Source organism: Nonomuraea polychroma, assembly GCF_004011505.1.
Lineage (GTDB): Bacteria > Actinomycetota > Actinomycetes > Streptosporangiales > Streptosporangiaceae > Nonomuraea > Nonomuraea polychroma.
In genome coordinates this window covers 7,192,108-7,212,993 of the sequence record NZ_SAUN01000001.1, presented here as the reverse complement: position 1 = coordinate 7,212,993, position 20,886 = coordinate 7,192,108, and the positions used below count along the sequence as shown (strand labels likewise).

22 protein-coding genes are annotated in these 20,886 nt (G+C 70.5%); 9 read left to right on the top strand and 13 right to left on the bottom strand.

Annotated elements, in window-relative coordinates:
* Positions 1-96 precede the first annotated feature (96 nt).
* The 3 genes from EDD27_RS32840 (at position 97) to EDD27_RS32830 (ending at position 3,410) form a co-directional block, all read left to right on the top strand.
* Positions 97-867 (top strand): DUF4184 family protein, encoded by a 771-nt coding sequence (locus EDD27_RS32840; RefSeq protein ID WP_127935841.1) that lies wholly within the window; start codon positions 97-99, stop codon positions 865-867.
* A gap of 29 nt (positions 868-896) precedes the next feature.
* Entirely contained in the window at positions 897-1,715 is an 819-nt protein-coding gene (locus tag EDD27_RS32835) for a TrmH family RNA methyltransferase (RefSeq protein WP_127935840.1), read from the top strand.
* 141 nt (positions 1,716-1,856) lie between these two features.
* Positions 1,857-3,410: a sulfatase family protein gene (locus tag EDD27_RS32830; protein WP_164903891.1), complete on the top strand. Its 1,554-nt coding sequence runs from the start codon at positions 1,857-1,859 to the stop codon at positions 3,408-3,410.
* Between the two features lie 6 nt (positions 3,411-3,416).
* Here the strand turns inward: EDD27_RS32830 and EDD27_RS32825 are convergent, their stop codons facing one another.
* Positions 3,417-3,698 carry a hypothetical protein gene (locus EDD27_RS32825; protein WP_127935838.1) on the bottom strand — a complete coding sequence of 94 codons (282 nt, stop codon included), beginning with the start codon at positions 3,696-3,698 and terminating at the stop codon, positions 3,417-3,419.
* A 225-nt stretch (positions 3,699-3,923) separates the two neighbouring features.
* Here EDD27_RS32825 and EDD27_RS32820 point away from each other — a divergent pair, with 225 nt between their 5' ends.
* A complete protein-coding gene (locus EDD27_RS32820; RefSeq protein WP_127935837.1) occupies positions 3,924-4,178 on the top strand; it encodes a DUF4235 domain-containing protein in 255 nt (84 codons plus the stop codon).
* Here the strand turns inward: EDD27_RS32820 and EDD27_RS32815 are convergent.
* The gene (locus EDD27_RS32815) at positions 4,175-5,227 is read right to left on the bottom strand and encodes a LacI family DNA-binding transcriptional regulator (RefSeq protein WP_127935836.1); all 1,053 of its coding nucleotides are present in this window, start codon (positions 5,225-5,227) and stop codon (positions 4,175-4,177) included. The genes EDD27_RS32820 and EDD27_RS32815 overlap by 4 nt on opposite strands.
* A 297-nt stretch (positions 5,228-5,524) precedes the next feature.
* On the opposite strand from EDD27_RS32815, the gene EDD27_RS32810 reads away from it, so the two are divergent.
* Complete coding sequence (locus EDD27_RS32810) at positions 5,525-6,103, top strand: hypothetical protein (RefSeq protein ID WP_127935835.1); 579 nt, start codon at positions 5,525-5,527, stop codon at positions 6,101-6,103.
* Between the two features lie 406 nt (positions 6,104-6,509).
* Here the strand turns inward: EDD27_RS32810 and EDD27_RS32805 are convergent, their stop codons facing one another.
* Positions 6,510-7,346: a D-alanyl-D-alanine carboxypeptidase family protein gene (locus EDD27_RS32805; RefSeq protein WP_241564378.1), complete on the bottom strand. Its 837-nt coding sequence runs from the start codon at positions 7,344-7,346 to the stop codon at positions 6,510-6,512.
* A gap of 108 nt (positions 7,347-7,454) precedes the next feature.
* Here EDD27_RS32805 and EDD27_RS32800 point away from each other — a divergent pair, with 108 nt between their 5' ends.
* Entirely contained in the window at positions 7,455-7,646 is a 192-nt protein-coding gene (locus tag EDD27_RS32800; RefSeq protein WP_127935834.1) for a YegP family protein, read from the top strand.
* On the opposite strand, the gene EDD27_RS32795 is transcribed toward EDD27_RS32800, so the two are convergent.
* On the bottom strand, positions 7,641-8,150 hold the full coding sequence (locus EDD27_RS32795; protein ID WP_127935833.1) for a DedA family protein: 510 nt from the start codon (positions 8,148-8,150) through the stop codon (positions 7,641-7,643). The two genes, EDD27_RS32800 and EDD27_RS32795, sit on opposite strands and share 6 nt — an antisense overlap.
* A 162-nt stretch (positions 8,151-8,312) precedes the next feature.
* Here EDD27_RS32795 and EDD27_RS32790 point away from each other — a divergent pair, with 162 nt between their 5' ends.
* Entirely contained in the window at positions 8,313-8,819 is a 507-nt protein-coding gene (locus EDD27_RS32790; protein WP_127935832.1) for a hypothetical protein, read from the top strand.
* On the opposite strand, the gene EDD27_RS32785 is transcribed toward EDD27_RS32790, so the two are convergent.
* The 3 genes from EDD27_RS32785 to EDD27_RS32775 all read right to left on the bottom strand — a co-directional run bounded on the left by EDD27_RS32785 (position 8,788) and on the right by EDD27_RS32775 (position 14,192).
* Positions 8,788-12,183: an ATP-binding protein gene (locus tag EDD27_RS32785; RefSeq protein WP_127935831.1), complete on the bottom strand. Its 3,396-nt coding sequence runs from the start codon at positions 12,181-12,183 to the stop codon at positions 8,788-8,790. The two genes, EDD27_RS32790 and EDD27_RS32785, sit on opposite strands and share 32 nt — an antisense overlap.
* Before the next feature lie 78 nt (positions 12,184-12,261).
* On the bottom strand, positions 12,262-13,323 hold the full coding sequence (locus EDD27_RS32780; protein ID WP_127935830.1) for a lysylphosphatidylglycerol synthase domain-containing protein: 1,062 nt from the start codon (positions 13,321-13,323) through the stop codon (positions 12,262-12,264).
* 50 nt (positions 13,324-13,373) lie between these two features.
* Positions 13,374-14,192 carry a PIG-L deacetylase family protein gene (locus EDD27_RS32775; protein ID WP_241564377.1) on the bottom strand — a complete coding sequence of 273 codons (819 nt, stop codon included), beginning with the start codon at positions 14,190-14,192 and terminating at the stop codon, positions 13,374-13,376.
* 38 nt (positions 14,193-14,230) lie between these two features.
* Between EDD27_RS32775 and EDD27_RS32770 the strand changes: the two genes are divergently transcribed.
* Positions 14,231-15,343 carry a glycosyltransferase gene (locus EDD27_RS32770; RefSeq protein ID WP_127935829.1) on the top strand — a complete coding sequence of 371 codons (1,113 nt, stop codon included), beginning with the start codon at positions 14,231-14,233 and terminating at the stop codon, positions 15,341-15,343.
* 71 nt (positions 15,344-15,414) lie between these two features.
* On the opposite strand, the gene EDD27_RS57980 is transcribed toward EDD27_RS32770, so the two are convergent.
* The 4 genes from EDD27_RS57980 to EDD27_RS32755 all read right to left on the bottom strand — a co-directional run bounded on the left by EDD27_RS57980 (position 15,415) and on the right by EDD27_RS32755 (position 18,344).
* Positions 15,415-15,540 (bottom strand): DinB family protein, encoded by a 126-nt coding sequence (locus tag EDD27_RS57980; RefSeq protein WP_277750768.1) that lies wholly within the window; start codon positions 15,538-15,540, stop codon positions 15,415-15,417.
* 191 nt (positions 15,541-15,731) lie between these two features.
* Positions 15,732-17,201, bottom strand: coding sequence for a DUF2079 domain-containing protein (locus tag EDD27_RS32765; RefSeq protein ID WP_241564376.1), 1,470 nt, complete (start codon positions 17,199-17,201; stop codon positions 15,732-15,734).
* Between the two features lie 94 nt (positions 17,202-17,295).
* On the bottom strand, positions 17,296-17,673 hold the full coding sequence (locus tag EDD27_RS32760) for a hypothetical protein (protein ID WP_127935828.1): 378 nt from the start codon (positions 17,671-17,673) through the stop codon (positions 17,296-17,298).
* A 119-nt stretch (positions 17,674-17,792) separates the two neighbouring features.
* Positions 17,793-18,344, bottom strand: coding sequence for a DUF1707 SHOCT-like domain-containing protein (locus tag EDD27_RS32755; protein ID WP_241564375.1), 552 nt, complete (start codon positions 18,342-18,344; stop codon positions 17,793-17,795).
* Between the two features lie 196 nt (positions 18,345-18,540).
* Between EDD27_RS32755 and EDD27_RS32750 the strand changes: the two genes are divergently transcribed.
* Positions 18,541-19,461, top strand: coding sequence for an anti-sigma factor RsbA family regulatory protein (locus tag EDD27_RS32750; protein WP_127935827.1), 921 nt, complete (start codon positions 18,541-18,543; stop codon positions 19,459-19,461).
* Here EDD27_RS32750 and EDD27_RS32745 read toward each other — a convergent pair.
* Together EDD27_RS32745 and EDD27_RS32740 are read right to left on the bottom strand one after the other, a co-directional pair.
* The gene (locus EDD27_RS32745; protein WP_127935826.1) at positions 19,458-20,432 is read right to left on the bottom strand and encodes an aldo/keto reductase; all 975 of its coding nucleotides are present in this window, start codon (positions 20,430-20,432) and stop codon (positions 19,458-19,460) included. The genes EDD27_RS32750 and EDD27_RS32745 overlap by 4 nt on opposite strands.
* The gene (locus EDD27_RS32740) at positions 20,429-20,779 is read right to left on the bottom strand and encodes a MerR family transcriptional regulator (RefSeq protein ID WP_127935825.1); all 351 of its coding nucleotides are present in this window, start codon (positions 20,777-20,779) and stop codon (positions 20,429-20,431) included. Before EDD27_RS32740 ends, EDD27_RS32745 begins: the two co-directional genes overlap by 4 nt.
* Positions 20,780-20,886: the final 107 nt, after the last annotated feature.

The window sequence follows — 20,886 nt, the reverse complement described above, 5'->3', positions numbered from 1 at the left end:
ATCGGAAGACGCCCGGCAAAGGATGGTCAATTTCCCCACATAATGAGCGCTGATCGTTGGGGATGATTCGGGAAGTCTTCGGGGGAGGGCAAGGCTGTGCCGTTCACGCCCAGTCACATGGCCGCGGTGGTGCCACTGATCATGTCACCACGGGTACGCAGATTCGCCGATCCATGGGCGTTGGCGATGGGGGCGATGGTCCCGGACCTGCCGATCTTCCTCCCCTTCCTGCCTGACTACACCAACTGGCACTCCTGGCTCGGCGTCGTCACCCTCGACCTGGCCGCGGTGCTGGTGCTGGTGCCGCTGTTCCACTGGGTCTTCAGGGACCCGCTGATCTCCTTACTCCCGCCATCGCTGGCCGGCCGGGCCGCGCTCCTGGCCCCGGACCGGCTCCGGCCGCTTGCCATCGCCGCGGGCGCCGTCCTCGGCGCGGCCACCCATGTCCTGTGGGACTCCTTCACCCACTCCACCGCTCCGGCGGAGTGGGGTCCGTGGTTGTCCGTGTCGGTCTTCGGGGTGATCAGGTTGTTCCGCCTCCTGCAGTACACGTCGTCGGCGATCGGGCTGGCCGTGGTGGTGTGGTGGGCCTGGCGGGAGCTGTCGAGGATGGCGGTGGCGCCCGTGCCGGACCGGTTGCGGATCCCCCCGCGCACGCGCTGGACCGTCCTGGCCGCCGGCGCGGCGGGGGTCGTCGCAGGGGCACTGCTCTGGCCCCTGGTGGACGAGCCCAACCCGGCGTTCGGCCTGCCCAGCCTGATCACCAAGACCGGCGCGGGCACGGTGATCGGCCTCTGCGTGGTCCTCGCGTGCTACGTCGTGGGGTGGCAGGTCAGGCGGCGCATGACGGTGGCCGAAGGCGCCTGAGCACGTCACCGGCTGGCAGTATCGGGAGCGTGCTGGAGTACGTAACCGACGCCGACGACCCGCGCCTGTCCGACTACACCCGCCTGCGGGACGTGGAGCTGCGCAAGAGCCTGGAGGCCGAGCGCGGCCTCTTCCTCGCCGAGGGCGAGAAGGTGATCAGGCGTGCCATCGGCGCCGGCTACCCCATCCGCTCCGTGCTGACCACACCCCGGTGGCTGACCTCGCTGTCCGACGTCCTCGGCGACGCCCTCGTCTACGTGGTGAGCGACGAGATCATGTCGGGCATCGCCGGCTTCCAGGTCCACCGCGGCGCGCTCGCCTCCATGGAGCGACTCCCGCTCCCCTCCGTCGAGACCCTGCTCAAGGGCGGGGCACGGCGGCTGCTGGTGCTGGAGGACCTGGTCGACCACTCGAACGTCGGCGCGATCTTCAGATCGGCTGCCGCGCTGGGGGTGAACGGGATCATCCTGTCGCCCCGGTGCGCGGATCCGCTGTATCGGCGGGCGGTGAAGGTGTCGATGGGCGCGGTGTTCTCGATCCCGTACGCGCGGATGGACGATTGGTTCCAAGGCTTGTCGCGCTTGCGGGAGGCGGGTTTTCAGACGCTGGCCCTGACCCCGGAGCAGACGGCCACCCCGATGGACACGGTCGAGCTGGCGGATCGGGTGGCGCTGTTGCTGGGCGCCGAAGGCGATGGCCTGTCCTCGCACTGGCTGGAGGAGGCCGACGAGGCGGTGTGCATTCCGATGAGCGCGGCGGCGATGGCGGCGGGAGTGGACTCGCTGAACGTGGTGGCCGCGGCGGCCATCGCCTGTCACGGGCTGATGCGCTCCACGCGCGTCGGCTAGCCGGACCTGCCGCGATTCCACCCCTCAACAGGACAGACGGGTTGATAATTCGCATTTTGGACATTAGCGTTCGTGCAGCCCCTTGCTCCCTCCGTAAGGCCTGCCATGTCCATAAGTGCGAAAATCCCACGAGTTTGGGCGATGGTGCTGGCCATCGCCCTGGTCCTGACCACGGCCGGCCAGGCGAACGCCGCGACCGTCGTCGCCAAGCCGCAGCGGCCGAACATCATCTTCTTCCTCGTCGACGACCTGTCGGCCGAGCTGCTCCAGTACATGGACACGGTCAACGGCCTGGCCAAGGACGGCACCACGTTCACCAGCTACTACGTGGCCGACTCGCTCTGCTGTCCGTCCCGGGCCACGATGTTCACCGGCCAGTTCCCGCACAACACCGGCGTGCGCACCAACGAGGGCTGGGACAGAGGCGGTTACCAGGCCTTCGCGCCGCACGAGAGCCGGACGTACGCCGCCGCGCTGCACCAGGCCGGCTACCGCACGGGCTACTTGGGCAAGTACATCAACGAGTACCGGGCGGGCCGCGGCTACAAGGTGCCGGCCGGCTGGGACGAGTGGCACGTGGCGGCGGCCGGCGGCTACACCGAGTACCGATACCAGCTCACCCGCTACATCAAGGAGGAGACGCCCGGCGCCAGGCCGCGCGACCCCTCCGACGGCACCTACCTGGTGGACGAGCTCGGGAAGCGGGCAATCGGCTTCATCGAGCGCTCCCGCCGGTACGCGCCTGACGAGCCGTTCTTCCTCCAGGTCTCGCCCTTCTCGCCGCACGGCAGGGTCGACAGCAAGCCGGGCGACAAGGAGCCGCTTTTCCCGCCCGCGCGGCGTGACCGGCCGAAGACCAAGTGGCCCGCCGGGGAGTTCCCGCACGGGGACTGCGGCGGCCCCGACTGCGCCGGCATCGACGTGACCAAGCTGCCCTCCTTCAACGAGGACACCTCCGACAAGCCCTCCTGGGTGCGGCGCGAGCCGATCGAGCCGAAGCTCGTCGCGCAGCTGCGTAAGGACTTCCGCAACCGGATCCGCATGGTGCAGTCGGTCGACGACATGGTCAAGCGCGTGCTCGCGTCGCTGACCGAGGCCGAGCGGCGGTCCACGTACGTGGTGTTCACCAGCGACAACGGCTACCACCTCGGCCAGCATCGCCTCGTACGCGGCAAGTCCACCGCCTACGACCACGACGTCCGGGTGCCGTTGCTGGTCAAGCGCCCGGAGTCGGGGCGGCAGGGTGATCTCGTGACCGATGCCATCGCCCAGAACGTGGACCTCTTCCCGACCTTCATGGACATGGCCGGGATCGATCCGGCGGTCCGTGACAGCCGGGACGGGCGCAGCCTGCTGCCCTTCATCGAAGGTCGCCCGGTGCGGGACTGGCGGAACGCGGCGTTGATCGAGCACGTCAAGCCTCGCCGGGCCGGTTCCGACCCGGATGCGGACTCTCTCCGGACCGGCAACGCGCAGCCGCCGACGTACGACGCCGTGCGGACGGCGGGCGAGCTCTACGTCGAGTACGAGGGCGACCCGAAACCCGAGTACTACAACACCGTGACCGATCCTCTCCAGGAGACCAACGACCCGGACAACCCCCGGACGGCGGGTCTCGCCAAGGCCCTCGACGCCTTGGTGTCCTGCGGGAAGCCCGGTGCGCCCAGCTGCTGGACCGCCTCGCACCTCCGCTGAGGAGGCTCAGGGCTGGTTGGTGAGCCAGTCGGGGTAGCTGTCGACGTCGCGCGTGACCGGCCGGCTGACGATCGAGCCGCTCCCGCCACTTCCTCGGATGTGCTGTTCGAGGGCGGGAGCGAGCTGGTCCGTCGTGATGAGCGTGAGCCGCCAGGCGCTCGCGGACGGGTGCGGCACCACGTCTATGTCGATGGACGTCGCCAGGCCCGCGCGCAGGAGGTCGTGCGCTACCGCGGCGGCATTTTCCCGGCCTTCGATCGTCGCGCGCACCTCGATGAATTCCGCCATGCCACGTTCCCTCTCAAGGGCCTATCGGATTCGCCGGTAAACGTCTGATCGCTCATGTCGCGGGCGGCGCGCATTGCGTTCCTTCGGATGTTTTCTCCGCATGGCCAGTGAACCGTACCCCATGGGTCCTGTCACGGCACAGAGGGGCCGGCAGGTTCGCCGGCAGTGCGTTTAGCGGCGTGACAGGGGGAACGTGAGCAGTTCTCGTCGTGAGGAGATGTCGAGATGCAGCCCGTGGAGAAAGCCGTATCTCTGGGGATGAGCATGGCCAGCGCGGCGCTGGCGGCCGCGTTGTTCAAGCGGGTGTGGAAGCTGGCCTCGGGGCAGGATGACGCGCCGGACGCCGATGACCTGGAGCGCGGGTGGACGGAGATCCTGGTCGCCGCCACCGTGCAGGGCGCGATCTTCGGTCTGGTCAAGGCCACCGTCCATCGCGCCGGTGCGCAGACCTTCCAGCGCAGGGGGCGGCGAAAGGGTTAGCGCCCAGGCGGCGGGGCGGTGGAGGAGCGGACGATCAGCTCGTGGGGGAACAGCAGGCGCTCCGCCTCGGACGTGCCCCCTGACAGCAGCAGCCGCCCCGCCGTCTCGCCGATCTCCTGTTTGGCCTGCCTGATCGTCGTGAGCCCGGCCTCCTCGGCCGCGCTGTCGGAGAAGCCCACCACCGACAGCTCGCCGGGCACCTCCAGGCCCAGGTCGGCCGCCGCGTCCAGCACGCCCAGCGCCAGCACGTCGGTGTTGGTCAGGATCGCGGTGGGCCGCGGAGAGCGGCCGAGCAGCGCGTGCCCCGCCTTCCTCCCCGCCTCCCGCGAGTTACGCGCCACCTCGTAGAACGGCACTCCCGGCCAGTCCAGCCCGGCCTCCTCGCACGCGCTCTGATAGCCGCCGCGCCGCCGCCGCATGGCCTCGAACACCGCACCTTGCTGCCGCGCCACGTCGGCCCAGCCGGTGTAACCGTCCTCGTTCAGGCCCACCATGGCCACACCGACCCGCCGGTGTCCGAGCTCCAGCACGTGCCGCGCGGCCGCGGCCCCTGCCGCGGGCTCGTCGATGCCGAGGAACGGGTGTCCGGGCACGTAGGGCTCGTCCACGATCACGACCGGCAACTTTCTGGCCAGCACCTCCGTCAGTGCCGGATGCCCGTCCGGCAGCGACACCACGCAGAAGGAGTCCACCACCGCATCGCGCACGGTCTCGCTGCGCCGGTCGCCGTGCGGCAGCGGCAGGATGAGCAACCCCACGCCCGCGTCCTCGGCGGCCGTGGCCAGCCCCTGGAAGAACCCGATCGCGTACGGGTCGGCGAACGCGTACGCCAGCGTCTCGCTGAAGATCAGCCCGAGCGCCCCCGCCCGCCCGAGACGCAGTGACCGTGCCGTCGGGTTGGGCCCCGCGTAACCGAGCTCGTCGGCCACCTCCAGGATGCGCCGGCGCAGCTCGTCGCTGAGCTGATCCGGGCGGGAGAAGGCGTAGGACACGGTGGCCCGGGACACGCCGAGCCGGTCGGCGATCGTCTGGAGCGTGACCCTGGCCATCGTCCAACCGTACCGAAGGACCTTGCTGATCTGTTCTTAATCAATTAAGGTCTTAATTGATTAAGGAGGAAGCTCATGGACGCCATGCAAGTCCTCGCGCACCGGACGGCGATGGGATACCGGGAGTCGCTGGGCGAAGCGCTGCCGGGCGCGCCGCGAAGGCCGTCTCAGGACCGGAGTCGCGTTCGCGTGCGGCTGGCGCATTCGCTCAGATGGACGGCCGACCGCCTCGATCCGGCATGCCGCACGGCATGATGCTGCAGAATGTGACGGACCGATTACTTAGAGGAGGGGTCCGTGAACCTGGCCTGGATCATCGCCGTCGCAGCCGCGGCCGGCCCGCTGAGCGCCGATGCGGCGCACTCGCTGAGTCCGCCGTGGGCGGGTGGTCCCCGAAGTCCCGGCGCGGCCTCGCCGGCCGCTCTGGTCTGCGCCGTCTCCACACCGCCCGGCCGGCCGCTGGCCTTCGACCCGTGGGTGGGGCTCACGCCCCGGCACGTCGCGGTCCGGGGTCACCTCCAGCTCACCGGCTGCACGTCGCCGGACGGCTCGGCGCCCGGCCTGCGCTCCGGCTGGGTCGCCCTGCGGGCCACGGCGGAGCTCTCGTGCACGAGCGCGCACCGCGTCCGCGGCCGCGCCGTCATCACGTGGTTCGGCTGGGACGGCCGCCCCGTGGGCACCTCGACGCTCCGCAGCCGGGGCGATCACCTCGCCACCCAGCGTCCGGCCGACACCCTCCTCGCTGGTGCCGTCACGTCGGGACCGCTCAAGGGTGAGCAGACCCGCGGCGACATCACACCCGGCACGAGCCTGCTCAGCTGCGCCACGCAGGGCATGCAACGCCTGCCCGGCGCGGGCCACCTGACCCTCGGCTAGCTTCGCCGGCCTCAGCCCCCTCCAGCCGGGTCTCCGCCCTCTCCCCAGGACCCCGTCCTCTCTCCAACGGGGCCGACCCGTGTCCGCGTATGCCGCTTCGTCGCAGCCCGGCCGCCATGGATCACCCGACACCGGCGCCACCGCCACCCACGCCCCTCGAAGGGACCGCCGCGCCCTACGTCGCTTCATCCCTCGAAGGGGCCGCCGCGCCCTACGTCGCTTCATCCCTCGAAGGGGCCGCCGCGCCCTACGTCGCTTCATCCCTCGAAGGGGCCGCCGCGACCCACGTCCCTTTACCCCCTCGAAGGGACCGCCGCTCCCACGTCCCTTTACCCCTCGAAGGGACCGTCACCGAAGTGCGGCGGTGACGGAGTGAACACGCCGGTCGGTAACGTGCGGACACGAGCTAGCCGGCGGCGATCTGCTCCCCGGCGTAGTCCAGGAGTTGCTCGGCCGTGCTGAAGCGGCGTTCGTTCGCATCGTCCAGCAACACGCCCACCACCTGCCGGCCGCTGCGTTCGCCCGCGAACAACAGGCAGTACCCGGCCGCGTTCGTGTACCCGGTCTTCACCCCCAGCACCCCGTCCGCCCGCGACAGCAGCTTGTTGGAGTTGCGCCACGTGTGCGCCGGGTGCAGCGAGGTCTTGGCCACCGTGTGCACCTGCTTGCCGACCACGGTCCTGAACGTGCTGCTCGCCAGCGCGTGCTGCGCCAGCTTGGCCTGGTCGACCGCCGTCGAGTAGCCGCCGTTGCTGGGCGTGGGCATGCCGTCGGCGTTGGTGTAGCGGGTGTCGGTCAGGCCGAGAGCGCGGGCGGTGTCGTTCATCTTGGCGACGAAGGCCGTCTTGCCCGGGCCGTAGCGGCGGGCCAGGGCGTTGGCCGCGTCGGCGCCCGAGGGCAGCATGAGCCCGTACAGCAGGTCCCTGACCGTGAGGGTCTCGCCCTTCTTCAGCCCCGCCGTGGCGGCGCCGCCGCGGGCGGCGTACCTCACGTCGGTCGCGCTGATCGTGATCGTGTCGCTCAGCCGCGCCTCGCGGAGCACCACGTACGCGGTCATGACCTTGACGAGGCTGGCCACCGGGACGCGCCGTGTCTCCCGCTTGCCGAAGTGGATCGTTCCGGTCGAGTCGACGACGTACGCCGACGCGGCGTGCACCGGGGGCGCCTCGGCCGCGGCGGCGGGGGAGGACACCCCCAGAACCACCGCGAGCACGGCAGAGCTGATCAATCCCGCAATACGCATGCCAAACATGTTGGCAGGAGATCAACAGTTCGTTTGCGAAGTAGCGCCATAAAGCCGCATCAGCGCGGGGTAAACGAAGGTTAGATCGAACGAGGGGAGGCGGCCACCGTGGCGGGGAGGTTCGTCATCAGCGAGGACGGGCAGGGCGGCTTCCGCTTCGCGCTCGTCGCGAACAACGGGCAGACGCTGGCGGTCGGTGAGGGCTATCCGACCAAGGTCGCCTGCGTGAACGGCATCGAGACGGTACGCAGGAACGCCGTGGACGCCGTCATCGAGGACCCCAGTGGACAGGAACTATGACACCAGGAGCTGCTCGTCCGCGGTGCGCTGCTTCCTCCTGCGCCGCCGCACCATGAGCAAGGCAAGGCCCGCGACGGCCAGCACGGCGACGATGGCCGCCGTGAGGGGCGAACGCGCGGCCAGCTCCAGCCAGCCCCACACGATCGCGGTCATGCCGAACCACCACATGGGCGCCCAGGTCAGGCAGCCCAGCGCGCTGGCGACGACGTACCAGGGATAGGACACCCGCAACGCGCCCGCCACCCACGGAAGCGTGTGCCGCAGCATGGGCACCCAGAAGCACCCGTAGACGGCCAGCGCGCCCCACTTCTCGACGACGTGCTCGATCTTGGCGATCCGCTCGCGGCCCAGCTTGACCCCGATACGCGACTCGTACAGCTTCTCGCCCAGCTTGCGCCCGACCCAGTAGTAGACCTGGAACGCCCCGAACAGGGCGAGGATCAGGATGGCGCCCACCAGCCAGTAAGGCAGGCCCAGCCAGAACGGCTTGGCGAAGTCGTCCATTGGCCCGCCCTCCTGATGCCTTAGGTCAGCCTTACCTTAGTTCAAGGTGCAAGTGATTGCCATACCGGGTTGCAAGCCCTCCGTGAAAGGTGCAACCAGCCGACAACCAGCACTCAACCACCCAACTCCACTCTAGGGGTGAGCCAAAGAGGAGTGTTGACGATGTCGACGACGAGAAACGCGGCCGTCCTGGCCAGTGGCACCGCGAACACGGCCAAGCTGTTCGTGGCCGCCCTTGCTTTCACCAGCGCGTACGTCGGCTTCTCCGCCTACAGTAGCGCCAGCTCCACCCCCGAACCCGCCACGACCGTCACCCTGTCGGCCCAGGAAGTGCCCATCACGGAGCAACTGCCCGCCCAGGCCGGCAAAGTGACCGTGAGCGTCCTGGCCGACGGCGGCGCCGGGTGCGTCAAGTCCTACGTCGCCCGCAGCTTGGTGGTCAACCCCGACCCCGCCCACGGCGTGGCGTACGGCTGGCGGCTGGCCCGCTGGAGCCCCGCCACCAAGAGCTGGCGCACCTACTTCGTCGACTACGACGGCTTCGCGAGCGCCGCCCAGACCGTCGAATGGCGCCCCCGGATCACCCGCAACCCCGGCTGGTATCGAGTCGAGCTGGCCGTCGAGGGCGCCAAGAACATCACGAGCGACCGTTTCCAGGTGAGCTGCTAACCGATCGCCGCGCGGCTTCCACCCAGCGCGGCACGCCCACCCGCTCGGCCACCTCCAGGGCCTTCGTGTAGTGGTCGCGTGCCGCGTCGGGTTGTCCCAGGCGGATGGCCAGGTCCCCGAGCGTCAGCGCGACCGGCCACAGCGCCACCACGCCGGTGCCCGCGCCGGCCACCCGGTCGGCGAACGGCTTGAGCTTGTCGTAGCAGTCGACCATCCGCTCCCGGTCGTCCAGCAGCATGCCGGCCAGCGCCCGCCAGGTCATCGCCAGCTCATAGAGGAAGTCCGGGCGCACCGGCGGCCGGGTGGCGGCCACCGCCTTGGCGTCGTTGACGTGCCCGGCCGAGGCCAGGGCCAGCGCGTAGGCGTCGAGCGTCCACTTGGCGCCGCGGTGGTGGGCCTCGGCAAGCAGGTCGACCGTCTCCGCGGCCCGGCCGTCCACCAGGTGCAGGCAGAACGTCGTGATCAACGGCAGGTCCTGGCGGCCTTCGAGCATGCCCGCCCGCGCGGTCATCCTGGCCGCCTCCCGGTAGGCCCGCTCGGCGCCCGCGTAGTCGCCGGTGATCATGAGCCGCATGCCGCCGTACCAGACCACGACCGCGGCCGGGGCCGACAGGTCGTACTGCCTGGCCAGCTGGTCGGCCGCGGCCGCGTGCTCGTCGGCCACCGTGAACTCGCCCCTGGCCGCCGCGCACTCCAGCAGCACCAGGTGCGCCAGCGCCTGCGTGGCCATCTGCCCCGAGCGCTGGGCGACCTCCAGCAGCTCCCTGCCGATGCTCTCCCTCGTGTCCACGGCCGGAATGTCGTACGACTGCCGCAGCCGCCCGCTCAGCGCCGCCGCGATCAGCGCCGGGTCGCCGCTCTGCCGGGCCAGCTCCAGCGCCTCCAGCGACGCCTGCCGCCCGCGCTCCGGCGAGGAGGAGCCCTCCAGCTCCAGCGCCAGCGTGGTCAGCAGGCTGGCCCGCAGCCGCTGCTCGCCCGCCGGCAGCTCGATGAGCGCCCGCTCGGTGACGTCCACGATCTCCCACGCGGTGCGGGTGAAGTCGCGTGCCATGCCCTTGTGCGGCACGGCCAGCGACGCCGCCACCTTCGCGGTGATCTCCAGGTCGCCCAGCGGCAGCGCGGCGTCCATGGCCTGGCGGCGCAGCAACCGCGCGGCGGTCATGTCGCCGCACAACGCCAGCGCCCTGATCTGACGCAGCATGAGCCGCAGGCGCTCCTTGGCGCGTTCCGGCGTCTGCTCGCCCGATTCGTCGTTGCGGGACCGGTCGAACGCGGCGATGGCCTGCTCCCACAACGTGGCCGCCTCGCGGTGGGCGAAGCGCCGCTCGGCCTGCTCGGCCGCGAGGCCCGCGTAGTGGACCGCCTTCTCCGCCGCGTCGGCGAGGTAGTAGTGGTGCGCCAGCGCGGCAACGTCGGACGGCGCGCGCTGCTCGATCACGCCGGCCACGGCCGCGTGCAGCCTGGTGCGGCGCAGCCTGGAGGCGTCGGAGTAGATGGTGTCGCGCACCAGGTCGTGGTCGAACCTGAGCAGCCCCGGACCCGGCTCGGTCACCAGCCCGGCCAGCAGCGCCGCCTCGACCGCCTCGATCACCGCGTCCTCGTCGCCCGCCACGCCGATCAGCACGTCGAGATCGACGTCCCGGCCGATCACCGCGGCCTGCAGCAGGATCTGCTGCTGCCCGGACGGCAGCCGCGAGATGCGCCGCCGCAGCACGTCGCGCACGCCGGACGGCACCTTGGAGAGCACTTCGGTGGCGCTGGCCCGGTCGGCCGCGCCCTCGGCATCCAGCAGGCGCACGGTCTCACGGACGAAGAACGGGTTGCCGCCGGTGCGCTCGACGATCGACTCGACGGCGTCCTCGTCGATCTCGCGGACGCACGTCGCCCTGACCAGCTCGGCCACGGCCTTCGGATCGAGCCCCGACAGACCCACCCGGACCGGTCCGAGCCGGGCCAGCGCGGCCAGCACGTCCGACTGGCGGTCGTCCAGCTCGCTCTCCCTGCACGTCACCACGAGCAGCACCCGGCTGGTCGCCAGCAGGCTCGGCAACGCCCGCAGCAACGCCAGCGTCTGGTCGTCGGCCCAGTGCAGGTCCTCGAGCGTCACCAGCACCGGCGCCCGCCGCGCCACCCCGGCGAGGTAGCCGCCGACCGCGCGGTGCAGCCGGAATCCGCCGGACACCTCGTCCTCGTCGGGATCGGGCACGGCGTCGTCCAGCAGCGGCGCGAGCAGCTGCTGGTATTCGCCCGCGCCGGTCATGCCGACGAGCGTGCGCAGGATCTCCACCCATGCCCACCCCGGCGGGGTGGCACTGGAGTCGGGGCAGGCGCCGGAGGAGGTGATCCAGCCGTCGGCGGCCAGCTTGCCCTCCAGCTGGCGCAGCAGCGTGGTCTTGCCCGCGCCCGCGACCCCGGTCACGATCGCGACCTGGAACCTGCCCGTCCGCGAGGCCGCCGTGGTCAGCCTCGTCAGCTCGGCGTCGCGGCCCACGAACGGCTCCGGCTCCAGCGGCGGCGGCTCGACGGGGGTGGCGGGACGCGGCGGCCAGGTGTCGGTGGTCGCCGGCGCCGGCCTCGAGGGCCGCGCGGGCATGGCCAGCTCGAGCTCCGGCGACTGGGCCAGGATGTCGGACTCCAGCTTGCGCAGCGCCGGTCCCGGGTCGATGCCGAGCTCGTCGGCCAGGATGTTCCTGGCTCTGCGGAGCGCCGCCAGCGCGTCGCCCTGCCGGCCGCACCGGTAGAGCCCGAGCGCCAGCAGCCGCCAGCCCTCCTCGCGCAGCGGATGCTGGGTGGTGAGCGCCTCCAGGTCGGGCACGGTCTCGGCGTGCAGGCCCAGCCGCAGCCCGGTGTCGGCGTGCCGCTCGCGCGAGACCAGGCGCAGCTCGGTCAGCCGGTTGACCTCGGCCTCGGCCCACTGCTGGTCGGCGAAGTCGGAGTAGGGGGTGCCGCGCCACAGGCCCAGCGCCTTCTCCAGGCGACCGCGGGCCGACTGCGGGTCGCCCTCCTCCAGGTGCTCGCCCGCCGCCCGGACGAGCTGCTCGAACCTGAGCGCGTCGACCTGGTCGGCGGCCACGCGCAGCGCGTAGCCGGACGCGACCGTCACCAGTAAGCGGTTGGGCCCGCCGCGCGGGCGGCCGGGCTCCAGCACCCGGCGCAGGCGCGAGATGTAGACCTGCAGGCCCGACTGCGCGCCCTTGGCCGCGTCGTCGTCCCACAGATCGTAAAGAAGCGTGTCAACCGGCACGACCTGACCCCTGGCCACGAGGAGTCGGGCGAGGACGGCCCGCTGCCGCAACCCGCCGAGGTCGAGTTCGTCGTCGTGTTCGTACGCCTCGACTGGCCCCAGAACTCGGAACGCCACCATGTCAGCCGCCACGCTATGCGGGCCTACGAATCACGCACAAGGGGCGTGGTTGATTAGCACGCGATGGGTTTGGGATTGTCACTGGGGGGCCTTCGAGATCGTGGACGGGGACTCCGTGCCGGCGTTCCGGCCGTTGCGCCTGCGCAGCAGCGCCCATGCGCCCAGTGCCAGGCCGCCGAACGGGATCTCGATAGTGTAAGTCCAGAAGCCGAAAAGCAGTGCGGTCGCGGTCGCCGGAGCGGCCGGCACGGCGAAGGCGGTAGTGAGCAGGATCACCACTCCGCTCTCCATGATCCCGGCCCCGCTGGGCGTGATCACGGCGCTGGTGAGCACCCGCGACAGGGCGAAGACCGCGATCGACTGGGCCAGCCCCGGCCAGGCGCCCGTGGCGTGCATGCAGGCCGCCATGATCGCCCACTGGAAGCCGAGGAAGAAGACCATGCCGAGCGACAACCCCGGCCACCGCGTCCTGACGACCCCCGCGGTGTCGGCACGCAACCGGTGGAAGGCCTGGGAGGCGTCGATCCTCAGGCGCAGCAGCCGGGTGAGGCCGTGGAGCGCACTGCCGAGCAGGTCCGCGGCACGCTGCCAGTAGAGCGCGGCGGCCACGACCGCGCACAACACCAAGATGGAGATCGAGCCCGTCCAGCCCGCCTTGGCGACCGTCCCGTTGGGCACCTCGCCCGCGATCAGCAACGCGATGATGCCGACGGCGGGCAGGACGAATCTGAACAACGTGTTCCAGATGCCGCTGACCAGCGTCATGACCACGATCGAACGGTTGGGGAAACCCCAGCCCCTGGTCATCGCGAACGACAGCGCCACCCCCACCGCCCCGCCGAACGGCAGCAGGTTGCTCACCGCGCTGCCGGCCGCGTTGAGCGTCAGGCCCTGCAGGTTGCTGAGCCCGGGCAGCGAGTTGGTCAGCACGAACGTGTAGGACAACAGGCTGAGCAGCCACAGCGCGGTCATCAGCGCGATCTCGCCCGCGGTGAGCGTGCCGAAGACGGCGCCGATCTCCGCCCAGGAGACCGGCTTGCCGGTGAGGGCGCGCACGATCTGCGGCAAATAGACCACGAGCAGCACGGCCAGTCCGAGCGACAGCACGGACAGGGCGATCTGCAGCCACTTGTTCTTCATCGGAGTCCAGTCTGCCGGGTCACGGCGGGCGGTCTCTTCGTCCGGAAGTATTACTTGGGCCACTGCTCGAAAGGATGTCGCAGCCGGGTCCCCTCGGGAAGGCCGCGGCGAACGTACCACTCGGTGCCGAAGACGAAGCGGTAGAGCGGGCGCGGGACCTTCAGCAGGACGGCGAGCGTGCGGTCGCTGTCGCCGCCGCTGGCCTGGGAGGCGTGCGCGGCCATGGAAGCCCGCTTCTGTTTCGTGTATTTCCTGACGTTGACGCGATGGGTGATGGACTCGCCCGGCGAGTACGCGCTCTCGAACGTGCGCACGTCGAACTCGGGCGGGAACGTGTAGAACCGGCTCGCCAGCTTCAGCAGCCGCACCAGCGGATCCCGGTTGACCGTCGCCTCCAGCACGATCTCCGTGCCGGCGATCTGCGCGGCCCGCTTGCCCACCCGGTGGACCTGCACGTGGTCGGGATGCCCGTAGCCGCCGGCCGGGTCGTAGATCGCCAGCAGGTCGGCCCGCTCCTCCTGGAGGATCGCGGCCAGCGCCTTGGCCGCCTCTTCGCTGTCGGCGTCGATGAAGGCGTTGTCGGGCCGCTCGTCCGCGCTGCCGCCCTTGGGGCTCAGCCCCGAGTCGCCGTAGCCGAGGCACTCGACGCGGGCGCAGCCCAGCACCGCGGCCGACGTGTAGAGCTCCTTCATCCTGGTCTCGCCCAGCTCCTCGCCCGGCTCCATCTCGGCCAGGCCGCGCTCGCCCGCGGTGGCCACCACGAGCACCACGCGGTGCCCCTCGGCCGCGAGCATCGCCATGGTGCCTGCCGTCAGCAGGGCCTCGTCGTCGGGGTGGGCATGGAAGAACACAGCGGTACGTGGAGGCACACGCCCAGATTAGTCTGGGAGGGGTGCGGATCTTTCACGTGAGTGACTGTTACCTGCCGCGACTCGGGGGGATCGAGGTCCAGGTGGCCGATCTCGTGCGCATGCAGCGGGCGGCCGGCCACGAGGTGGCGGTGGCCACGGCGACCAAGGGCGAGCCGCTGCCCGGCGTGCGCAGGTTCGTCGCCAGGATGCCGTTCGACCTGCCGGTTCACCCGTTCGGTGTGGGTCATCTCACGCGGTGGATCACCTCGTCGCGTCCGGATGTGGTGCACGTGCACACGGGGGCGGTCTCGCCGTTCGCCTGGATGGGGGTGCGGGCCGCGGTGCGGGCGGGGACGCCGTGCGTGGTGACCGTGCACAGCATGTGGGATCCGGTCACGCGCGGGATCTACCGGCTGCTGCGGCTGGTGTTCGGCTGGCAGCGCTGGGGCCTGGTGGCCACCACGGTCAGCAACGCCGCCGCGGCGCCCATCCGCGCGGTGGCCGGGCCGGGTGTGCCGGTACGCGTGGTCTCCAACGGCCTCGACCTGTCCGGCTGGGCGCCGTCGCGGGCGAGCTCCCCGAGCTCCGTCACGCCGGACGGGCGTGACGGAGCTCGGGAGGTGCACGTCGTGGCGGTGGGCCGGCTCGCGCCACGCAAGCAGCCCGTGCGCCTGCTGAGGCTCCTGAGAGCCGCGCGGGCCGGGGTGCCTGCCCGGATCCCCATGCGGGCCACGATCGTCGGCGACGGGCCCGCTCGCGGGCAGATGGAGCGGTTCGTGGCCAGGCACGGCATGAGCGACTGGGTGTCTCTGCCGGGCCGCCACACCAGGGAGCAGATCGCGAAGGTCCTGGAGTCGGCCGACGTCTTCGTGGCGCCGGCGCCACGCGAGTCGTTCGGCATTGCCGCGCTGGAGGCCCGGGCGGCGGGGGTGCCGGTGGTGGCCAGGGCGCAGAGCGGCGTCGCCGACTTCGTCAAGGACGGCGTCGAGGGGCTGCTCGGGCGCACCCTCGGCGACCTGGCCCGCGCGGTGGCCCGGTTGTGCGTCGATGCCGGCCTGCGCGCGTCCATCGCCGAGCACAATCGGGCCACGCCGCCGGCGGCCGGCTCGTGGCCGACGGTGCTGGAGGGGTTCGACCGCGCCTACGAGCAGGCCCGCGCCCCGCACTAGACCCCGGCGCCCACCGGGGCTCGCACCGCTCGGGTCACCGCCGTGGCGCCCACCGGGGGTCGCGGCCGCCCTCACGCCAGGGCGATCTCGCCCAGCCCGGGGTCCAGGTCGATCGGCTGTCCCGTGGCCCGGGCGAGGTCCCAGGAGTGCATGGCCAGCTCGGTGATCTGCTGCCCGACCGCCCAGTGCGCGGGCACGCGACCAGCGCCCGCACGTCCCAGGACGCGCACGGCGTCGGGTCGCCCGCCTGCTCGGGCTTGATCGCGGCAATCAGGGCGCCGGCCTGCTCCAGCGCACGGGTCATCAGGTCCAGGGGTTCGCGTACGTCGTCATCGAAAGCTCCTCTCGTCTCGTCAACGCGTCGAACGAAAGGAGCGGGAATCGACACTCAGCGGCGCAGGACCACGTAACCGTCGCGCTCGAACACCTTCACGTACCCCTGCCCCTGCAGCTCGTTGACTTTGGCGAGCTGATCCTCGAGCGAGCCGAAGGGGTACTCCCAGCGGAAGGTGTCGGCCACCACCCACGGCGCGCCGCGCGGGGTGGGCGACCACAGCAGCACGGTGGCGCGCGAGGTCAGCGCCGGGCCGACCGAGTTGACGGCCTCGACGGTGACGCCCGAGGGGACCTTGCTCACCGCCTCCGCCGCGGCGGCCGCCTTGAGGTCGCCCTTGTAGAAGGCCGGATGGTAGAGCTGGTCGAAGGCGAACTTGGGGACCAGCGTGAGCGCGACCGCGCAGACAGCCGCGGACCAGGCCAGCTTGAGCGCGGTGTCGTCGGAGCGTTCGTACCACCGCAGCAGCCTGGCCGCCCCGTCCACGCCGGCGCAGAAGAGGATCACCACGGTGAAGGCGTTGTACTGGAAGTCGGCCTGCCACCACTGGACGCGGTCGGACAACATCCGTTCGAGCACGTGCGGCAGCGCCGCCAGCGACAGTGGCGAGAGCAGGCACAACATGAGCGTCGGCCACGCCAGCAGGAACAGCGCGTCGACCTTGGCCTCCTCGCTGAACGGCAGCAACAGGGCGGCGAGCGGATCACGCATGATCCCCAGCACCGCCCCGGGAATGTCGCTCCCGAGGTGCCCGTAGGCCCAGAAGTCCTTGGCGTTGCCGCCGAAGACCGAGGTCACCAGGCCGCGGACCAGCAGCACGGCTCCGATGCCGAACACCGCGCACAGGGCGCCCCGCCATCGCTCGCCCATGACGATCAGGCACAGGCCGAAGCCCGCCACCATGAGGCCCATGTCCTCCTTGACGAGGAGCAGCCCCATCATCGCCAGGAACGCCGGCAGCATGCGCCCGGCGTGGTAACGCTCGATCATGATCGCGGTGAGCAGGGGCACGAACATGACCTCGTGCACGTCGAACACGACCGCCTGCGCCACCGGCCACGACAGCGCGTACGCCACGGAGACCAGATAAGCGGGCACCACGCCCAGCACGCGCCTGGTGTAGCGCCACAGGAACGGGATCGCGGCCGCGAACAGCGCCGCCTGCGCCACGATCAGCGTCTGCGGCCCGTCGTGGATCCAGTACAGCGGCGCGAGCAGCGCGTAGATGGGGGAGAAGTGGTCGGCGAGCTGGACATAGGCCATGCCACGCCCGTGGAACATGCCGAGCACCGGGACGTACGGCGGCCGGAAGGCGGCATAGTTCCGGACCGTCTGGTCCATGATCACCAGGTCGAACGTGCTCGCCCGGAAGGACGCCAGTTTGACCAGCCCGAGCACGGCATAGGCCACCGCGGCGAGGAGCGCGATCGCGCCCACCCGCAGGCGGTGACCGGTGAGCCGGACTCTCCATGAGGCGGCAGCGGCGCCTGCCCCCGCGCGCGCCGCAAGCGTGTCACCCGTCACGGGCGACAAGACTAGAACCAATCCATACGAATGTGGCGCGGCCGCCGCACCGACCTGCCCCCCACAGGCGGAGCGGCGACCGCGGGCCCCATTATCAGGAGCAGGCCGCGGTGATCTTCTGCGCGAACCCGTTCATCTTGCCGGTGAACTCCGTGACCCCGTTCAGGTCGCCCTTCTCCATGGTCTGGAAGCCGGCGGCGAGGTCGTTCAGCGCGGCGGCGACGTCGCCGTCGTACTTGCCGGCGAGCTCCTTGGTCTTGTCCGCCGCCGTCTTGGAGGCCTCCCCGACGGCCTTGGTGTCGGTGGCGTTCTTGGTGACCTCCGAGCTCCAGTCGGTCATGATCTTGGTGGCCTCGTTGGCGGCGGTGTTGCAGTCAACGGCCTGCCCCAGAGCACCACAGCCCGTCGTGGTGAGGACGGCAAGAGTCAGCGTCGCGGCCGCGACGGCCAGGCGACGGCGAGGGGGTGTCATTTCCAGTGCCCTTCGTAGGTTTAGCGAACGAAGGGAACATTATGGGTCCGCACTTAATCCCCACTTGCACCCCAGTAACACCATCGGTATCAAGCCGATGTAAAGCGGGCAGGTCGCCATCAGTGGGCGAACCAGCGCTTGCGCGGATAGCGCACGACGAGCCCGCCGTACTTCGACCTGCCGGTGACGACCACGTGGAGGACGCCGGGGCGGGGGCGGCTCGGCACGGCGCTCTTCGGGTTGCTGTAGTCGCTGTGGAACCCGTCCACGTTCGCGACCCCGCCGTCCGGCAAGATGATCTTGGCGGATCCGTAGGTGAGGTCCAGCTCGACGTCCACGACCGGATGGGTGACGACCGCCTCCGAGAAGTCGAGCTCGACGCTGCCGTACTTGCTCGACACCCGCAGCCGCCGCGGCACCGCCCAGTCGCCGGAGCGTTTGAGGTTGCCGTGCGTGGCTTCCAGCTCGATCACGTCATCGACAGAAGGCTGCTCGTCCGGGAGATCGGTGATCAGGTCGAGCAGGTCGCCGTAGGTCTTCGCGGTCAACGCGAGCTCGAGCCGGTCCTCGAGCTCCAACTGGGTGAGACGGCCCTCGGTGAACGCGTGTTGCAAGCGGAGTGTCGTGCGCTCACGATCGTCGTCGGAGACCCGCATCTGCAATTCCGACATGCCATGAGCATAGATTCGCCACGGTCAGAACGGGAGCGGCCGGCCGGAAGGGGTGCGCAGATCGAGGTAGTGGAGATCGAGGTAGCGCAGCCGGCGTTGGGGACGGGGACGGCGGATGACCTGGACTCTCTTCACACCGTGATACGTACCCAACAGATTGCCATGAAGTCATCATCGTTGGGTAGCGTGAACCCTGATGCTGGCCGAACCATTCTCACACCCTGCGCTCTTCTACCGGAGCGACGGGGAGTACGTGGCTGCGACCACGGCTTTCGTCCGCGAAGGGCTGGCGGCGGGCGAGCCGGTCGCCATCGCGGTCCCGGGCAGGAATCTGGCCATGATCGAGGCCGAGCTGGGCCCCGACGCCGACGCCGTGAAACTGCTCGACATGACCGTCGCCGGGCGCAACCCCGGGCGGATCATCCCGGCCGTCCTGCGTGACTTCGCCGACCGGCACCGCCACGGGCATGTGCGGATCATCGGCGAGCCGATCTGGCCGGGGCGCAGCGAGACGGAATATCCCGCGTGCGCCCAGCACGAGGCGCTGATCAACATGGCGTTCACGGGCCGGCACGTGACGATCCTGTGCCCGTACGACACCGTGGGGCTGGAGCCGGAGGTCATCCGCGAGGCCGCGCGCACCCATCCCGTGCTGCGCGATGTCTCCAGGGAGTGGCACAGCGACGACTACGCGCCCGAGCAGGTGGTCGAGGGGCACAACCGGCCGCTGGAGGAGCCGGAGGAGTTCCTGTCCCTGCGTTTCGACCACACCAACCTGTCGGCCGCGCGTGCCCTGGCCGCCCAGCAGGCCGCCAAGATGGGCTTCACCGGCGACCGGCTCGACGACATCCGGCTGGCCGCGGCCGAGCTGGGCGCCAACAGTCTCGACCACGGCGGCGGCTCCGGCACCATCAGGGCCTGGGCGGAGGACGGCCGGCTGGTGTGCGAGATCAGCGACGCCGGGCACATCACCGACCCGCTGGCCGGGCGCAGGCCGGTCGATCCGCGTCAGTCGGGCTCGCGCGGCCTGCTCATCGTCAACCTGCTCAGCGATCTCGTACGCGTGCACACGCGGGCCGGCGCCACCACCATCCGCGCCTACTTCGACGCGCCCTAACGCTCCACTTCCGCCATGTTCGGGTAACGAGTGCCGCGCACGGCGTCCGCGGGCACGGCCGCGGCGAGCTCGTCGAGCTGCTCCGGCGTCAGCGTGATGTCGGCGGCGGCGGCGTTCTCCTCCAGGTACTTCAGCCGCTTGGTGCCCGGGATCGGCACGATGTCCTCGCTCTGAGCCAGCAGCCAGGCCAGCGAGAGTTGCGCCGCGGTGATGCCGGCCGCCTCGGCGATCCTCGTCACCTCCGCCACGAGCCTGGCGTTGTGCTCGGCGTTCTCACCCTGGTTCCGTGGCATGTGCCGGCGGAAGTCGTCCGCGGGCAGTTCCTCCGAACGCGGCATCGCGCCGGTCAGCAGCCCGCGGCTGATCGGCGAGTACGCCACCAGCGCCGTGCCCAGCTCCCTGGCCGCAGGCAGGATCTCCGCCTCCAGACCCCTGGTGAACAGGGAGTATTCGCTCTGCAGCGCGGCGATCGGGTGGACGGAGGCCGCCTTGCGCAGCGTCTCGGCACTCACCTCCGACAGGCCCAGGTAACGCACCTTGCCCTGCTCGACCAGCTCGGCCATGGCGCCGACCGAGTCCTCGATCGGCACCTCGGGGTTGCGCCTGTGCATGTAGTACAGATCGATGTGCTCCACCCCGAGCCGCCGCAGCGAGGCGTCGCAGGCCGCTCTGATGTACTCCGGGCTGTTCTCGATCGAACGGCTGTCACCCTCGCGCTTGACGCCGAACTTGGTGGCCAGCACCACCTCGTCCCTGCGGTCCTTGATCGCGCGGCCGACCAGGTCCTCGTTGGCGCCCCTGCCGTACATGTCGGCCGTGTCCAGGAAATCGAGGCCCAAATCCAGTGCGCGGTGGATGACCGCGATCGACTCCCCTTCGTCGGCCTGCCCGTAGAACTCCGACATGCCCATGCAACCGAGGCCGAGCGCGGAGACCTGGGGTCCGCCTGTTCCGAGCATTCGCCTTTTCATGCCAGCTCCCTGTAGAGGTCGATCTTGTAGTCCAGCACCTTCAGGTCCTGGGTGAGCTCGGCGATCCTGGCCCTGACACGCTCGCGGTGCAGCTCCAGCATCCGCCGGCGCTCGTCGGCCGTGTGCTCGCCCATGCGCCGCAACTCCGCGTACCGGCACATGTCGGCGATCGGCATGCCGGTGGTGCGCAGCTTGGTGAGGAAGTCCAGCCACCGGAGGTCCTCTTCGGCGTAGTCGCGGTGCCCGCTGTCGTTGCGCCCGACGGAGTGGATGAGCCCTATCCGCTCGTAGTAGCGCAGCGTGTGAGCGCTCAGGCCCGACCGCTGCGCGGCCTCCTGGATCGTCATGTTGTCAGGGTCGCCCTTCGAGCGCGCTCTAAGTCAAATCAAGGGGAGGCCCCGGTACCTACCCTGAGGGGGCAGGCCCTACCCAGGGTCACGTCCGCACAGGTCAG

What these genes read in the sequence shown, in the direction of transcription:
- EDD27_RS32805 (WP_241564378.1), bottom strand. Translation starts at nt 7,346, where the DNA reads ATGCGTATTGCGGGATTGATCAGCTCTGCCGTGCTCGCGGTGGTTCTG.
- EDD27_RS32790 (WP_127935832.1), top strand. Translation starts at nt 8,313, where the DNA reads ATGTCGACGACGAGAAACGCGGCCGTCCTGGCCAGTGGCACCGCGAAC.
- EDD27_RS32750 (WP_127935827.1), top strand. Translation starts at nt 18,541, where the DNA reads ATGCTGGCCGAACCATTCTCACACCCTGCGCTCTTCTACCGGAGCGAC.
- EDD27_RS32745 (WP_127935826.1), bottom strand. Translation starts at nt 20,432, where the DNA reads ATGAAAAGGCGAATGCTCGGAACAGGCGGACCCCAGGTCTCCGCGCTC.
- EDD27_RS32830 (WP_164903891.1), top strand. Translation starts at nt 1,857, where the DNA reads ATGGTGCTGGCCATCGCCCTGGTCCTGACCACGGCCGGCCAGGCGAAC.
- EDD27_RS32820 (WP_127935837.1), top strand. Translation starts at nt 3,924, where the DNA reads ATGCAGCCCGTGGAGAAAGCCGTATCTCTGGGGATGAGCATGGCCAGC.
- EDD27_RS32795 (WP_127935833.1), bottom strand. Translation starts at nt 8,150, where the DNA reads ATGGACGACTTCGCCAAGCCGTTCTGGCTGGGCCTGCCTTACTGGCTG.
- EDD27_RS32780 (WP_127935830.1), bottom strand. Translation starts at nt 13,323, where the DNA reads ATGAAGAACAAGTGGCTGCAGATCGCCCTGTCCGTGCTGTCGCTCGGA.
- EDD27_RS32815 (WP_127935836.1), bottom strand. Translation starts at nt 5,227, where the DNA reads ATGGCCAGGGTCACGCTCCAGACGATCGCCGACCGGCTCGGCGTGTCC.
- EDD27_RS32760 (WP_127935828.1), bottom strand. Translation starts at nt 17,673, where the DNA reads ATGACACCCCCTCGCCGTCGCCTGGCCGTCGCGGCCGCGACGCTGACT.
- EDD27_RS32755 (WP_241564375.1), bottom strand. Translation starts at nt 18,344, where the DNA reads ATGTCGGAATTGCAGATGCGGGTCTCCGACGACGATCGTGAGCGCACG.
- EDD27_RS32785 (WP_127935831.1), bottom strand. Translation starts at nt 12,183, where the DNA reads ATGGTGGCGTTCCGAGTTCTGGGGCCAGTCGAGGCGTACGAACACGAC.
- EDD27_RS32740 (WP_127935825.1), bottom strand. Translation starts at nt 20,779, where the DNA reads ATGACGATCCAGGAGGCCGCGCAGCGGTCGGGCCTGAGCGCTCACACG.
- EDD27_RS32825 (WP_127935838.1), bottom strand. Translation starts at nt 3,698, where the DNA reads ATGGCGGAATTCATCGAGGTGCGCGCGACGATCGAAGGCCGGGAAAAT.